Origin of the sequence: Arthrobacter sp. M2012083, from assembly GCF_000281065.1 — a bacterium.
In the GTDB taxonomy this organism is placed as follows: Bacteria; Actinomycetota; Actinomycetes; order Actinomycetales; family Micrococcaceae; genus Arthrobacter.
Genome location: NZ_AKKK01000011.1, coordinates 111264 through 125282, shown reverse-complemented (window position 1 = coordinate 125282; position 14019 = coordinate 111264). Strand labels below are relative to the sequence as shown.

The following is a 14019-nucleotide window of genomic DNA, read 5'->3' as shown; positions in this document are numbered from 1 at the left end:
AACCGCCCCCGACACACCTTCAAAGAGGCGTGTCGGGGGCGGTTGTGATTCAAAGAAGGTCGTGGCGGCACAGGCCCTCCACCGTACTACTCAGAACATCCAAGGGATCTCTGCGTGGCCGAAGTCGCTGAACGAGCCGAAACGGCCGGCCTTGAACGCCAGCACCTCCCCGTCCCGGTCCCGGCACGTGGTGACCTGGCCGAAGAAGACCTGGTGATCTCCGACGTCGTACTGCTGCACCACGGTGCAATCGGCTTGGGCGAGGGCGCCCTTGATCACCGGGAGCCCGCTGTCTGTGACGTCGAAATCTCCTTCGCCGAAGCGGTCCCCGCCACGGACGGCGAAACGCCGGGCCACTGACTCCTGCTTGGCACCGAGGATGGATACCGCGAACTTACCGCTGGCCATCAGGGCCTCGCCGGTGCGGGTGCCGAAGTTCAGCGAGATCATCAGGATGGGCGGTTCCAGGCTGATGGAGGTCAGCGAGCTGATGGTCATCCCGTACAGCTCGTCGTCGTGCTTGGTGGTGACCACGGCAACGCCGGTGAGGAATCGGCCCATCGCGCGGCGCATCCCCATGGCATCGGGGATGGTGAAGGCTGGTGCCAGGCTCATGTCAGTTGCTCCGCTCCGTTTGTGCCGGGTCGGTGTAGTACCGGACCTCGAACATCTTGGCGCCGTTTTCGGAAACCCATGGGCCATGTTCCATTCCGGGAGGCCGGGTTGCCCAGTCGCCGGCCTTGAAGGTCTTCCCGAGGCGCTGATCTACGAAGGAGCCCTCGAAGATGAAGACCTCTTCCCAGAAATCGTGAGTGAGGACGCCGTTGGGGGAAGTATCCGTGCCCGGCTCGAACTTGAGGATGCGCGTGACGCTGTCATTGTCCGGGTCGCGGGCGAGGATGGCCTCGGAGAGGCCCTCGATGTGTGGGTTGCAGGGTGCGAAGTCCACCGAAGATACAGGTGTGAACTCCACTTCGGGCTTTGCCATGGCTATGCTCCTTCCACGCCGTTGCCGGCCCCATTGACTGTGCTGTCGATGCTGTACGAACCGAGGAATGTGTCCAGCTCCGCAACCAGTGCGTCATAGCCGTAGTTCCTGTAGGTGTAAGCGCCGCGGACCACGAACGGAGCACCGGCATAGAACATTTCGTACTGCTGGTGGCGGCCGGCGAACTCGGAACCGATGATGTCCCAAGCAAGCTTGAACAGCTTGACGCGCTCCTCGCTGGCAACGCCCGGGGACTGGACGTAGCGCTCCATGTCCGGCCGGGTAACGCTGCTGGTCATGTCGGCGATGCTGGACGGCAGTTGCAGGACGCCGCCGCCTACCAAGTCGCGGAGGATGGAAATCACCCGCGGGTACGTCTCGGACTGCAAGCCCATGGCCCCGTAAAGTGCGCTCTTGCCCGGAATCCGCATGCCGGCGTCGTCCGTGGTTGCTGTGTATTCGGCGGCCAGGACAGCTGACTCAACGGACTGCACAATGGCGGCGAGCTCGCCGAGCTTCTCCTGCACGCCGGGGATCTTGTCCGTGCCGTTGACCTGCGCAACTTTGCGGGCAACGGAGGCGATGAACTTCAGCTTGGTGGAGAAGCGGATCTGGGCCTGCCAGTTGCCCAGGGCGTGGGCGCCCGTGTCGAAGAACTGGCGGCGAAGGGTTTCGATGTTCCGGTTGATGAACACTCGGTCCCATGGGATCAGCACGTCGTCGAAAACCACCAAGGCGTCGGGTTCGTCGTAGTGGCTGGTGAGGGGGTAGTCGAACTCGCTGGTGGCGGCCGGCGCGAACGGACGGCGGCAGTACAGCTTGAGTCCGTCAGTTGCCACCGGGATGGCGAAGCTGACCGCGAAGTCAACATCGTCCGGGCCCAGGGGCTTGATGCAGGTGACAAAGACTTCGTCGGCAATGGCGGCGCCTGTGGCGAGCATCTGCGAACCGCGGACAATGATGCCTTCCTCGGTTTCACGCACGACGCCGACCTGCAGGTATTCGCCTTCCCAACCGGACGCCGTGGTTGCGCGGGAGACCTGCGGGGGAATGATTGCGTAAGAGAGGTACAGGTTCTCGGACAGGATCTTCTTGTAGTACCGCTCCACGTTGCCGGCAAAGTCGCGTTCGTCGTTCTGGAAGACGTCCGGATGGGAACCGAACGCGGCGAAGAACGTTCCGACGTGGTCGGGGCTGCGGCCCACCCAGCCATGAGTGTGCTTGGCCCACTTTTCGATGGCCTGGCGGCGAAGGACCAGCTCTTCCTGCGTGCGGGGAGCGGCGAAGGTGCGGTTGGCCGGACCGTTGATCTCTTCCGAATGGAACTGCATGCCGCTGGCAGGATCGGCTGCGATATCGAACAGCTCGGCCATGGTCCGGGCAACGTTCGCGAAGGCCGGGTGCTCCAGGACGTTGCCGACTACCTCGCCGTCGAGGATCACCGTACGGCCGTCGTTCAGGGACTTCAAATACTGCTTTCCGGTTCTCATCGGAGTGAGCCTTTCTTGATTTTGTAGTTATGTTCAATGGTGGTCCCATTCGGGAAGGAGAGCTCCAACTTCCAGGAAGTTCCGTCGACGAACTTCCCGTTGAGCAGCGGAAGAGTGCCTCCCAAGCACATGAAATCAGCGTCGCCGATGTCCGTTCGTGCGAGAAGACGCCCGACGACGTCGGCCGGTTTGAGGAGGCCGCTCAGCGAACCTTCCTGGTACAGGTTTCCGTCAACCCATGAACGGGCTGTGCATTCGTCGAGATCCAGGTCCTTCAGTGATTCGACGGCGATCACCTCGTTTGAGACGGGCTTGGGGCAGGCGCGCTTCGAATCGCCAATGTCCAGGGCTTCAATGTCCCGGTCAGTGTGGTCGGAGCCGATGCCGAGGTAGTACTTTCCGTCGTGGCGGATGTAGAGGGGCTCTATCTCGCCTGATGTCAGGTTTTCCGACGTCTCATGCTCGCCCGAGGTCTCGAACAGGTCCGAGTCCATCCGGTAGAACATGGGAACCTCCGGTGGGGGAGCTACGCCGATTGCGGCGAGCTCATCGATGTGATGCTGGACTGCCTTGGGATCGCGGCCCGTGTAACCGGCCACAACCGCATGGAAGTCGGTGATTGCGATTGTCTGGTCGGTGCCCACCACCCTGAAGGTGAGCGGGACTTGCCTTGTGGTTTGCTGTGTTTGCATTGGGTTTCCTCTAAACAGTCAAAGTGTTGTAGGCGGGTAGGCGATCGCCAATGACGGGAAACTCTTCGCGGACTGCCTGGACCTGACGGGGATCGATGTCCACCATCAGAACGGTTTCGTCCGGGCCTGCCTCGGCGATGACGTTGCCGCCCGGGTCCACCACGCGGCTGTGCCCGCCAAGATCCACGCCTTCCTGGTTACCTGCAGCGTTGCAGGCGATCACGAAGATCTGGTGTTCCAGTGCCCTGGCTGTGGTGAGCAACCGCCAGTGTTCCCGCCTGGCAGCGGGCCAGGCTGCGGGAACGATCACGATGTCCGCGCCGCGTGTGCTCAACTCCATCCACAACCCGGGGAAGCGGAGGTCGTAACAGGTGATGCCTGCAACGGCGCCAAACGGCAGCGGGACGATAGGAAGTGAGGAGCCGGCAGTGAGCAGGCTGGCCTCCTTGGACTTGTAGCCGAACACGTGGATCTTCCGGTACGTGTGGACCACGTTGCCGTCCGGCCCCAGCAGGATTGAGGTGTTGCTGAGCTGGCCGTCCCCGCCCGCCTCGATGATGCTGCCCAGGTGAAGATAAACACCCAGTTCCGCCGCTACCCGCGAGCACATGGAGACTGTTGGCCCGTCCAATGTTTCGGCGAGGGCCTCATAGTCGTCGAAGTGGAAGTAGCCGGCGCTCCAGAGTTCGGGGAGCACGATGAGCTCTGCGCCGTTGATGCCCCGAAGGATCGCCTCGACTCGATCAATCCGTTCCTCACGGGTTTCGGAGTCAGGGCTGGACACCTGGACGAGTGCGATTTTCATGCTTTTCCCTTCTCCGGTCCGGCGGTCGGGTCCCTGTCCAGATCGCTGAGCTTCAGGCCCATGGTTTCCTTGGCGAACATCACCGAGACCATGGAGATCAGGCCCATGGCGGCGAGGTAGATGCCGATCGCATAGCCGGTGCCGAAAGCGCTGTAGAGCGCCAGGGCGATGATCGGGGACAACGAACCTGCGATCAGCGAGGCCAGGTTGTAGGACACCGAGGTTCCGCTGTACCGGACGTCCGTGGGGAACAGCTCGGAGAAGAATGCGCCGATCACTGAGCTGTACGCCGCGAAGATCAGGAGCCCTCCCACAGCGGCGGCAATGATGCCCCACACCTGGCCGGTGTTCAGCAGGAAGAAGAACGCGAAGGCCCACACCATGGTGGCGATCGAGGCGCCAATCAGGATTGGCTTGCGGCCCACTTTGTCTGCGTAGACGGCAAGGATGGGAATGGCGACGACGGCGACGCCCTGACCGATCATGACGGCGGTAAGACCTGTCTGCCTTTGCAGCCCCATGATCTGGGTGACGTACGTGATGATGAACAGCGAGTAGATGTAGAAGCCTGCGTTTTCGCCCATCCGGCTACCGGTAGCGATGAGGATTTCGCGCCAGTTGCGGCGGAACAGGATGGCCAGTGGCAGCTTCCGTTCCTTGTTGCCTTCGGCTTCGCGCTTCCGCTGTGCTTCCTTGAACAGCGGGGTTTCCTGGACATAGAGGCGCAGGATGAGGCCAATGACAACCAGCAGGGCGGACAATCCGAACGCTATGCGCCATCCCCATGCCAGGAATTCGCTCTCCGGCATAGTGGCGGCCAGGATGGCCAGGACGCCGGCGGCCATCAGGTTGCCCAGGGGCGGACCCATATTTGGCCAGGAGGACCAGAAGGCACGCCGGGTGCTCTCATTGCTGTGTTCGGAAACCAGGAGGACGGCGCCACCCCACTCGCCGCCCAGGGCAAAGCCTTGGATCAGGCGGAGCAGCAGGAGGAGCAAAGGTGCTGCCAATCCGATGGCGGCGTAGGAGGGGATGAAAGCGATAAGGGTTGTAGCCACGCCCATGAGCATCAGGCTGGCAACCAACGTGGCGCGTCGACCGTGCTTATCGCCGAGGTGCCCCAGGACTATTGCGCCGACGGGACGGGCAAGGAAACCGGCTGCGAACGTTCCGAGGGCCAGCATGGTGCCCACCAAGGGATCGTCGGTGGGAAAGTAGAGCTTGTTGAATACCAGCGCGGCCGCGGTGCCGTAGAGAAAGAAGTCATACCATTCGACGGCGGTGCCGGCGAGACTCGAAGCAGCAACGACGGGCAGGCTGGAGTGCTTCTGTCGCCTCAGTTCTGCTTTCTTCAATTCGGTCATTGTGGGGGTCCTTTTGCGGGGAGATTCCGAGTGCGTGAGCGGTGTCACTAAGAAGACTGTAGACGAGTTGTATACAACCTGTCTATATTTGAAGCAGAACTTTTTCAGGACTCCGCTCCGTTCTGAATGCAACTCGTATACTGGGCAAGGCGAGAAAGGCTCTGCATGATCCAGATGACCCCCACTGCGCAGTCGCAGCCAGAAGTGGCCTACCAGTGGATGAAAAGCTACATCGCAGCACTCCCTCGTGAGGAGGAAACCTTCCTCAACGAAGGGGTCCTGGCAAAGACCACCGGAACATCAAGGACACCTGTGCGTGAAGCCTTGCTGCGTCTCGAAGCCGAGGGGTTCGTCAAGCGCGTCCCCCACAAAGGCGCCTACGTCCCGCCGATCTCGGACCCCGATGTACGCGCCATCCTGCAGGCCAGGGCGGTCGTGGAAAAGTGGGCGGTCTCAGCTGTGGAGACCATGCCTGACGCCCAGATCGAGGCCTTCCAGCGAATCATTGACCAGCAACAGGAAGCGCGGGAAGACCCAGCCCGGTTCATTGAACTGGATACCGAATTCCACACCCTGATGGTCCGGGCAGGGGGCAACCCCGTACTTGCCGATTTCTATGCTTCCCTTCGGCAAAAGCAGCTCAGGATCGGGGTCAAGGCAGTCAGCCAAGGCACCGATCGCGCCGGCGATGTCCTCCGCGAACACCAGTTGATTGTTGACGCCCTCCGCAGCCGAAGCCTCGACGCCGCGCATCAGGCCATTGATGCCCACCTGGACTCCACGCGCTTGGCGGTTATCGGCTACTAAGCCCTGTTAGTCCTCGCTGTGCAGCTCACGCTGCCGTGCGCTCAGCAGCTCAAACTCAGGCCGGGCAGCCACGAACCGTTCTACGGCGTCGAGCACTTGCTGAAGGTGCGCGTGGTCGGCGGCCACCATAGCGGCACCCACCAGCGCTCGCCTATGTTGGTCCTGCATGCCCGTTTCAGCGGCTGACACCTCGAAGCGCCGCTTAAGCTCAGCCACGAGGGGCCGTACCAGCGACCGCTTCTCCTTGAGGCTATGGACATCGCCCAAGAGGACGTCGAACTCAATCCAACCGATCCACATGGTTCATTATTACTTGCCTGCATCTTGAGCCAATCTTGAGCAAAATTCGCATCCAGGTTGAGTAAGCCCCGGGACACTGAACTCAAAGGCCGGAGGGTGACCAGCTGAGGGGGTTGGACATGGAGCTCGATGCATTCTCGGTGAGGGTCGCTCTGGGTGTGGTCACGGTGACCCTCCTGGTGCTGTTTTGTACTTCATTCCACCGCACGCGCTCGCCGTATGCAGGCTGGTGGAGCCTGGCTTTGCTCGAGTTCATGGCGGGGAATGCCGCCTTCCTCCTCAACGGAACCCCCCACCAGCAGTGGGCCAACCCCTTGGGCAACGTCCTGGTGGTGGCAGGCGCTTTCAGCGTGTGGGCCGGAGCGAAGACACTCCGGGACCGGAAGGCCGCGTCATGGCAGCTGGCTCTTGGTCCGGCCATCACGGCTATCGCATCCTTTCTGGAAAGCCCCGGGAGCAACGTTTGGTCCGGAGGCCTGGTTTATCTGGCCATGATGACGGTGGGCATAGCGTTGGCTGCGTACGATCTCTGGTTCATCAAGTCCTCGCATTCGCAAGTCCACAAAGCCCTGTCCGTCGCCGCCGGCCTGCTGGCCGCCTATTACCTGGGCCGCTGGATGGTTTATGCCTTCGAAGGGCCGGGCAGCTACACGTTCCGCACGTATTTTGGGCCCGGGCCGTCCGCGCTGATATCAATGGTTCTTCTGGTCACGGTGTCCTTCAGCATGACGGCCCTGACCAGCGACCAACTCATCAAGGGTCTCCGGGAACGTGCCACCCGCGACCATCTCACGGGACTCCTCAACCGTGGAGCCTTCCTGGACCTCGCCACAACGGAACTCGAGCGCCTTCACTCCACAGGTTCCGGCGCAGCCGTAGTCCTGGCCGACCTGGACCACTTCAAAGCCGTCAACGACGAACACGGTCACGGGGCAGGGGATGTGGCCTTGCAGGCATTCGCTGACGTTTGCACGGCCTCCGTCAGGTCCACAGATCTCATCGGACGCTATGGAGGCGAAGAGTTCGTCCTCTTCCTGCCGGGAGCTACGCAGGACCGGGCGGAGAACATCGCTACCGAAATCAGCCGCCGGATGGCGGCCTTGCCGACTCCAAAGGGTGTTGTATTCCCGACCATCAGCTACGGAGTCACGTCAAGCATTCCCGCTGCAGCCGACCTCAACTTCATGATCGAGGTAGCGGACGCAGCCCTTTACAGTGCGAAAGCGCAAGGAAGAAACAGGATTGTAGGAGCCGACCGCCCCGAGGCGGCCACTATCGCGGATGAGGCAAGATCATGACCTTCAACGAACTCACCACCCGGATCCAGATCCAGCACACCCAAGAACTGTCCGCGTTCCGGCAAGGCATCACGAGCCCTCCCTACAAGGCCGGAACACCCACAGTGCTGAACGCGGATCGACGGTCGGTAAGGATGGGTCCCGTTCAGTCGGTGGAGGACAGCAACGCAAACCTCACCATAGTGGCCGACGTCGAAGGCCTTGCCTGGTTCACGGCGGACAAAGGCCTCCTGGGCAGCTGCATCACAGTGTCCATCGCCGGTCACCGCAGGAACACCGGCACCCGCGTGCACCTCCCGCTCGCAGAATGCGACGCTTGGATTGAGGCGATCCTTGGCGGGGCGTGGATCACCCACGTGTACCGCGCCGGAAACAAGGTGGAGCCGGATGGCAGGCTGGACATTGCCTCATACCGGCTGTTCCTGGACGAACGCCGTAACCCAGTGGCCAAACCGCAGGCTGTCGCTGACTCCAGCCTGCGACGCTTGGAAGAGTCGTGAGAGGCTCCAAACCCCACAGGTTGATCCCCGTTGATTCACGGATCGAGAAATTGGAGCGGCACGTACAGGCGCTGATGGAGGAGCTCCACCGAGCACGCCATGAACAACGCCGCGAGGCCCTTACGGACGCCCTCACTGGGCTCGGCAACCACCAAGCACTGGTGAATTCCTTCGTCGAAGCTCAGGCAGCCACGGCCAAGGGCGCCGTCCCGCCGGCACTTCTCCTCCTGAACCTGGATGGGTTCAAGGCACTGAAGAACTCCGCCGGTCATGCCGCCGCGGACCAGGTTCTGGTCACCGTTGCCATGCGCGTCCGCTCGGCCGTCCGGGAGAACGACGTCGTCACCCGCCTGGGCGGCGACGAATTCGCGGTGCTGCTACCCGCCACCCCGCAAAGTCGGGCCACCGCCGTCGGGAACCGCATCCTTGCCGCGCTGGGGCCGAACATCGACCTCGGCAACAACAGCATCCGCTGCAGCGCAAGCCTCGGGCTGCGCACCGCTGAACCACATCACAGCATCGAGGACCTTCTGCAAGAGGCCGATCTGGCCATGGAAGAATCCAAAAACGAGGGCCGGAACAAGCTCAAAGTCTTCGATCCCGCCACCCTTCACGCCCGGCAGCTTCAGCGGCAGATAGTGGGAGAGCTCCGCGAAGCCATCCGTTCTGATCAGTTGGTCCTCTTCTACCAGCCGATCGTGGAGCTCTCCACTGGCCGGATCGAAGGCTGCGAGGCTCTGGTTCGCTGGAACCACCCCATTCACGGACTGATCATGCCGGACCAGTTCATTCCCGTTGCGGAGGCCACCGGCCTGATCGCGGAACTGGGCAGGTGGGTCCTGCGCAAGGCCGTCGGTCAGTTGCGACAGTGGCGCGACAACCCGGCCACCACACAGCACGACTTCTCCATGCGCATCAATGTGTCTGCCGCCGACCTTCAAAGCCTCGAGTTCGTGGACGACGTCGGTGAAGCACTGGCCGAGGAGAACCTGGCCCCGGAATCACTGGTGCTGGAGCTCACCGAGAGCGCCATCATCCATAACAACGAGCTGGACCGTTACACCTTGGCAAGCCTGCACAGGCTGGGAGTCGGACTCGAGATCGATGACTTCGGTGCCGGTTACTCGTCCATGGGCTACCTGCGGAAACTTCCGGTGGACCGGGTAAAAGTGGATCGGCAGTTCGTCCAGGACCTGGGCACGGACCCTTCGCAGCTCGGTTTCCTGGCCGCCGTCCAGGAAGTCATCCGCTCCTGCGGGCTGGAAGGTGTTTGGGAGGGGATCGAGACCGCCGAACAGGCGGAAGCGCTCCGGAGCATCGGCTGCGCAAGCGGGCAAGGGTATTACTTCGGGCGACCGTTGCCGGAAGCGGACTTCACCGAGCAGCTATCACGGCAAGTGGTGTGGCCGGCTTGATTAACCTGAAGAAGCAAAAGGCCCCGGCGACATTCCAGAGGATGTCGCCGGGGCCTTTTTGGCTTGCCTGCTCTTAGCCGAAGTACTTCGGCAGGGTGGCTTCGTGTGCTTCGCGGAGAGCATCCAAGGACAGCTCATTCACACCGTTGATCTCCAGCTTTCCGCCGGCAGCGTCAACAACGCCGATACGGAGGTGGGCGAAACCGCGCGCGGTGCACATGTCCTTGAAACGGACTTCCTCCGAGCGCGGGACGGACACGATGGCCCGGGCCTGGGACTCAGAGAAGAGGGCGGTGAACAGGTCCACGCCGTCGCGCTCCATGAGTTCTTCAAGGGCGATGCGGGCGCCGACGCCGTAACGCAGCGAGGACTCCACCAGTGCGGCCGCGAGGCCACCTTCGGAGAGATCGTGTGCTGCATCAACCATGCCGTCACGTGAAGCGTTGATCAGGATTTCACCCAATGCCCGCTCTGCTGCGAGGTCGACCTTCGGGGGCAAACCGCCAAGGTGTCCGCGGAGGTTGGACCATTCGGATCCGTCCAGCTCTGCTGCGGTGGTGCCCAGCAGGTAGATGGCCTGGCCGTCCTCGCGCCAGCCCGACGGCGTACGGCGGGCGACGTCGTCGAGCTTGCCCAGGACTGCCACCACGGGGGAGGGGTGGATCGGCGTTGTGCCGGTCTGGTTGTAGAGCGAGACGTTGCCGCCGGTGACCGGGATGCCGAGTTCCATGCAGGCGTCGGACAAACCACGGATGGCTTCGGCCAGCTGCCACATGACATCCGGGTCCTCGGGGGAACCGAAGTTCAGGCAGTCGCTGACGGCCATCGGAACAGCGCCCGAGGTGGCAACGTTGCGGTAGGCCTCAGCCAACGCGAGCTGGGCACCCTGGTACGGCTCCAGGTAGGTGTAGCGGCCGTTGGCGTCGGTGGCCAGGGCAACGCCCAAGCCTGTTTCTTCGTCAACGCGGACCACGCCGGCATCGTCCGGGTACGCCATGGCAGTGTTGCCGCCAACGTAGCGGTCGTACTGCTTGGTGATCCAGTCCTTGCTGCACATGTTCGGTGATGCCACGAGTTCTGTGACGGCAGCAGCCAACTCCGAGGGAGCGGACGGACGGCCGGCGTCCTCAACAGATCCGGTGAAGGAGTTGGCCTGGACCGAGTCCTGCCACTCCGGGCGGGCGAACGGACGGTCGTAGACCGGGCCGTCGTGCGCAACGGTGCGGGGATCGACGTCGACGATTACTTCGCCTTCCCAGGTGATGATGAGGCGACCAGTATCGGTAACCTCACCCAACCAGGAGTACTCCACGGCCCATTTGTCCATAACAGCTTCGAAGGCTGCGATGTTCTCCGGCGTGACAACGGCCATCATGCGTTCCTGCGACTCGGACATGAGGATCTCGCCCGGGGTCAGCGTGGGATCGCGCAGCAGGACCGAGGTCAACTCCACCTCCATGCCGCCGTCTCCGTTGGACGCGAGTTCGGACGTGGCGCAGGAAATACCTGCAGCGCCAAGGTCCTGGATGCCTTCAACCAGGGAGCCCTTGAAGAGCTCCAGGCAGCACTCGATCAGGACCTTCTCAGCGAAGGGGTCACCCACCTGTACAGCCGGACGCTTGGAGGGCTTGGTGTCATCGAAGGACTCCGATGCCAGTACCGAAGCGCCGCCAATGCCGTCGCCGCCGGTGCGCGCACCGAACAGGACAACCTTGTTGCCCTTGCCGGAGGCGTTGGCCAGGCGGATGTCCTCGTGGCGCATGACACCCACGGCCAGTGCGTTCACCAGCGGGTTGCCCTGGTAGACGGAGTCGAAGACCATTTCGCCGCCGATGTTCGGCAGGCCGAGGCAGTTGCCGTAGCCACCGATGCCGGCAACGGCACCGTGCATGACGCGGGCGGTATCCGGGTGGTCGATCGCGCCGAAACGCAACGGGTCCATCACGGCAACCGGGCGGGCGCCCATGGAGATGATGTCGCGGACGATGCCGCCGATGCCGGTAGCGGCACCCTGGTAAGGCTCAACGAACGACGGCGAATTGTGGGACTCGATCTTGAACGTCACGGCCCAACCGTCGCCCAGGTTGGTGACGCCGGCGTTCTCGCCGATGCCCACCAGCATGTCCTTCTTCATTTCCTCGGTGACCTTCTCGCCGAACTGGCGAAGGTGGTTCTTGGAGGACTTGTACGAGCAGTGCTCGCTCCACATCACGGAGTACATGGCCAGCTCGGCGCCGGTGGGGCGGCGGCCCAGGACTTTGACGATCTCGTCGAACTCGTTCTGCTTCAGGCCCAGCTCAGCCCAAGGCAGTTCCGTGTCCGGGGTCTTGGCAGCGTGCTCAACGGTGTCGATGTTGAACTTCTTGGTGGTTTCCGTGGTCACTTGTCGCCTCCCACAATCTTGGTCAAAACGGAGGTGAAGAAACCGAGGCCGTCGGTGTCGCGGGGTGCACCGGCGGAGCCGGACAAGCCAACCTCCGGGCCGAAGCCGGTCTCCACAGCGTGCTCGGGGTGCGGCATGAGGCCCACCACGTTGCCGGCTGCGTTGGAGATACCCGCGATGTCACGGCGGGAGCCGTTCGGGTTGAAGCCCACGTAGCGGAACACCACGCGGCCCTCAGCCTCAAGGGCATCCAGGGTCTTCCCGTCAGCGATGTACTGGCCGTCCTGGTTCTTCAACGGCACAATGATTTCCTGGCCGTCCGTGTAGTCCACGGTCCAGGCAGTGTTGGCATTCTCCACGCGCAGTGTCTGGTCGCGGCAGATGAACTTCAGGTGGTCGTTCTTGATCATGGAACCGGGCAGCAGGTGCGACTCGGTCAAGATCTGGAAACCGTTGCAAATGCCCAGGACCGGTAGCTTTGCCTCGGAGTTCGCGGCGTCGATGATCTTGGACATCAGCGGCGCGAAGCGCGAAATAGCGCCGGCGCGGAGGTAGTCACCGTAGGAGAAACCGCCGGGGATGATGACAGCGTCAACGTCGCCTAGTTCGGTATCTGCATGCCACAGGGAAACCGCTGTGCCACCTGCAAGCCGCACCGCACGGGCGGCGTCGCGGTCGTCAAGGGTGCCGGGGAAGGTCACGACGCCGATCTTGGCGCCAGCCAAGCGGGGCTCCGCGGCGACGGCCACTGCCTCGCCAATCAGGGGAATTGAAGTCATGTCAGGCCTCGACGACCTCGACGTTGACTACATCCTCGATCACCGGGTTGGACAGGAGGGTTTCGGCAGCTTCGCGGGCCTGGGCCAGGATAGCGTCGGTCACCTCGCCGTCGACGGTCAGTTCGAAGCGCTTGCCCTGGCGGACTGCGCTGAAGCTGTTGAAGCCGAGGCGGGGCAGAGCACCCACGATGGCCTTCCCCTGGGGGTCCAGAATCTCGGGCTTGGGCATGACGTCAACGACGATCCGGGGCATCCGGTAACTCCTGTGCGTGAGTTGGGTGAACCTTAAATAAGGCTGCCGCGGAGGTGCCGTCTCACGCCGTTCAGCCGCATCCAAACAGCGTTTTAGCACAGGGCTAAACACGTTGTGAACTGCAATGTTTGAACGGCATGGGGGGCGCTCCGCGAGCTTGCACACCTATTCTACCGGGATCAAGGCACATACCCTATTCAGCCGGATTGCGCGAGGGCACCCCGCCGTGATGGCAGAAATCGCTGGCCGCGGTAGTTCGCCGTCACTAAGATTGCGGCATGGCTGAGAAACCGAAATCGATGGTGCTGGGCGTAGTGGCCGCAGCCGTTTTTGCAGGTCTGGGCCGGATGGTCATCCAGAAAATCATGGCGGACCGGGCCGCGCGGGAGCATCGTGTCACCGCGCCTTTGGACAAGGAAACGCGGGCCAGGATCAGTGACGCCCTACGCACTCCAAGTAAGTAGGACCTAACCGCCGAAGGGCCGATATTCGGCGGAATGGCGCGGATTAGGGCACATACAAATGCGCTATTCAAAGCGGTTAAATGTTGTGATTCCGGCGTAGTTTGGAAGGACACCGGGGTTCAGCCCCAGTACCTTTCAGAATCCAAACCAGGAGGAACAATGACCGAACACATTGCCGAAGTATCCGCCTGTAGCGTTGGCACGTGCGGATTCAACCACAACGGTTGCACCGCATTCGGAATCACCATCGGTGGCAGCCAGGACCACGCTTCCTGCGCAACGTTCATTGACACCAATGCCATGGGCGGCCTTCCCAAGGTCCTCGCCCACGTAGGTGCCTGCCAGCGCTCCGAGTGCGTCCACAACAACAACCTCATGTGCGAGGCACACGACGTCAAGGTTGGACCCGGCCGCGAAGCCGCCGATTGCCTGACGTACGAGCACGCCTGATCGTTCCCGCAAAAGCGGGCCTGACCTCCAT

16 protein-coding genes are annotated in these 14019 nt (G+C 62.3%); 6 read left to right on the top strand and 10 right to left on the bottom strand.

Translation table 11 applies throughout. The features are described from left to right. Nucleotides 1–90: 90 nt before the first annotated feature. The 6 genes from A477_RS0107450 to A477_RS0107425 are packed head-to-tail and all read right to left on the bottom strand — an operon-like array spanning nucleotide 91 to nucleotide 5339. Nucleotides 91–615, bottom strand: coding sequence for a flavin reductase family protein (locus A477_RS0107450; RefSeq protein ID WP_017198389.1), 525 nt, complete (start codon nucleotides 613–615; stop codon nucleotides 91–93). 1 nt (nucleotide 616) lies between these two features. Beyond that, the gene (locus A477_RS0107445) at nucleotides 617–988 is read right to left on the bottom strand and encodes a cupin domain-containing protein (RefSeq protein ID WP_017198388.1); all 372 of its coding nucleotides are present in this window, start codon (nucleotides 986–988) and stop codon (nucleotides 617–619) included. A gap of 2 nt (nucleotides 989–990) precedes the next feature. Beyond that, complete coding sequence (locus tag A477_RS0107440; protein ID WP_017198387.1) at nucleotides 991–2478, bottom strand: 4-hydroxyphenylacetate 3-hydroxylase family protein; 1488 nt, start codon at nucleotides 2476–2478, stop codon at nucleotides 991–993. After that, a complete protein-coding gene (locus A477_RS0107435; RefSeq protein WP_017198386.1) occupies nucleotides 2475–3170 on the bottom strand; it encodes a DUF2848 family protein in 696 nt (231 codons plus the stop codon). Before A477_RS0107435 ends, A477_RS0107440 begins: the two co-directional genes overlap by 4 nt. A gap of 10 nt (nucleotides 3171–3180) precedes the next feature. Continuing rightward, on the bottom strand, nucleotides 3181–3975 hold the full coding sequence (locus A477_RS0107430) for a carbon-nitrogen family hydrolase (RefSeq protein WP_017198385.1): 795 nt from the start codon (nucleotides 3973–3975) through the stop codon (nucleotides 3181–3183). After that, nucleotides 3972–5339 carry an MFS transporter gene (locus A477_RS0107425; protein ID WP_017198384.1) on the bottom strand — a complete coding sequence of 456 codons (1368 nt, stop codon included), beginning with the start codon at nucleotides 5337–5339 and terminating at the stop codon, nucleotides 3972–3974. Before A477_RS0107425 ends, A477_RS0107430 begins: the two co-directional genes overlap by 4 nt. Before the next feature lie 165 nt (nucleotides 5340–5504). On the opposite strand from A477_RS0107425, the gene A477_RS0107420 reads away from it, so the two are divergent. Then, the gene (locus tag A477_RS0107420; RefSeq protein WP_017198383.1) at nucleotides 5505–6146 is read left to right on the top strand and encodes a GntR family transcriptional regulator; all 642 of its coding nucleotides are present in this window, start codon (nucleotides 5505–5507) and stop codon (nucleotides 6144–6146) included. 6 nt (nucleotides 6147–6152) lie between these two features. Here A477_RS0107420 and A477_RS0107415 read toward each other — a convergent pair whose 3' ends face one another. Further along, nucleotides 6153–6446 carry a DUF503 domain-containing protein gene (locus A477_RS0107415; RefSeq protein WP_017198382.1) on the bottom strand — a complete coding sequence of 98 codons (294 nt, stop codon included), beginning with the start codon at nucleotides 6444–6446 and terminating at the stop codon, nucleotides 6153–6155. A gap of 119 nt (nucleotides 6447–6565) precedes the next feature. Between A477_RS0107415 and A477_RS0107410 the strand changes: the two genes are divergently transcribed. From A477_RS0107410 to A477_RS0107400, 3 genes are read left to right on the top strand one after another with little or no spacing between them, the layout of a single operon-like run. After that, nucleotides 6566–7744: a GGDEF domain-containing protein gene (locus A477_RS0107410; protein WP_017198381.1), complete on the top strand. Its 1179-nt coding sequence runs from the start codon at nucleotides 6566–6568 to the stop codon at nucleotides 7742–7744. Further along, the gene (locus tag A477_RS0107405) at nucleotides 7741–8244 is read left to right on the top strand and encodes a hypothetical protein (RefSeq protein WP_017198380.1); all 504 of its coding nucleotides are present in this window, start codon (nucleotides 7741–7743) and stop codon (nucleotides 8242–8244) included. The genes A477_RS0107410 and A477_RS0107405 overlap by 4 nt, the downstream gene beginning before the upstream one ends. Next, nucleotides 8241–9659, top strand: a complete 1419-nt coding sequence (locus tag A477_RS0107400) for a putative bifunctional diguanylate cyclase/phosphodiesterase (protein ID WP_017198379.1) — start codon at nucleotides 8241–8243, stop codon at nucleotides 9657–9659. Before A477_RS0107405 ends, A477_RS0107400 begins: the two co-directional genes overlap by 4 nt. A gap of 73 nt (nucleotides 9660–9732) precedes the next feature. Here the strand turns inward: A477_RS0107400 and purL are convergent, their stop codons facing one another. Genes purL through purS form a run of 3 tightly spaced genes read right to left on the bottom strand, consistent with a single transcriptional unit; the run spans nucleotide 9733 to nucleotide 13074 of the window. Next, a complete protein-coding gene (gene purL, locus A477_RS0107395) occupies nucleotides 9733–12042 on the bottom strand; it encodes a phosphoribosylformylglycinamidine synthase subunit PurL (protein ID WP_017198378.1) in 2310 nt (769 codons plus the stop codon). Continuing rightward, the gene (gene purQ / locus A477_RS0107390) at nucleotides 12039–12821 is read right to left on the bottom strand and encodes a phosphoribosylformylglycinamidine synthase subunit PurQ (protein WP_017198377.1); all 783 of its coding nucleotides are present in this window, start codon (nucleotides 12819–12821) and stop codon (nucleotides 12039–12041) included. The genes purL and purQ overlap by 4 nt, the downstream gene beginning before the upstream one ends. Before the next feature lies 1 nt (nucleotide 12822). After that, a complete protein-coding gene (gene purS, locus A477_RS0107385; protein WP_011773385.1) occupies nucleotides 12823–13074 on the bottom strand; it encodes a phosphoribosylformylglycinamidine synthase subunit PurS in 252 nt (83 codons plus the stop codon). 278 nt (nucleotides 13075–13352) lie between these two features. Here purS and A477_RS0107380 point away from each other — a divergent pair, with 278 nt between their 5' ends. Together A477_RS0107380 and A477_RS0107375 are read left to right on the top strand one after the other, a co-directional pair. Next, a complete protein-coding gene (locus tag A477_RS0107380) occupies nucleotides 13353–13538 on the top strand; it encodes a hypothetical protein (RefSeq protein ID WP_017198376.1) in 186 nt (61 codons plus the stop codon). Between the two features lie 159 nt (nucleotides 13539–13697). Continuing rightward, nucleotides 13698–13988: a DUF1540 domain-containing protein gene (locus A477_RS0107375; RefSeq protein WP_017198375.1), complete on the top strand. Its 291-nt coding sequence runs from the start codon at nucleotides 13698–13700 to the stop codon at nucleotides 13986–13988. Nucleotides 13989–14019 lie beyond the last annotated feature (31 nt).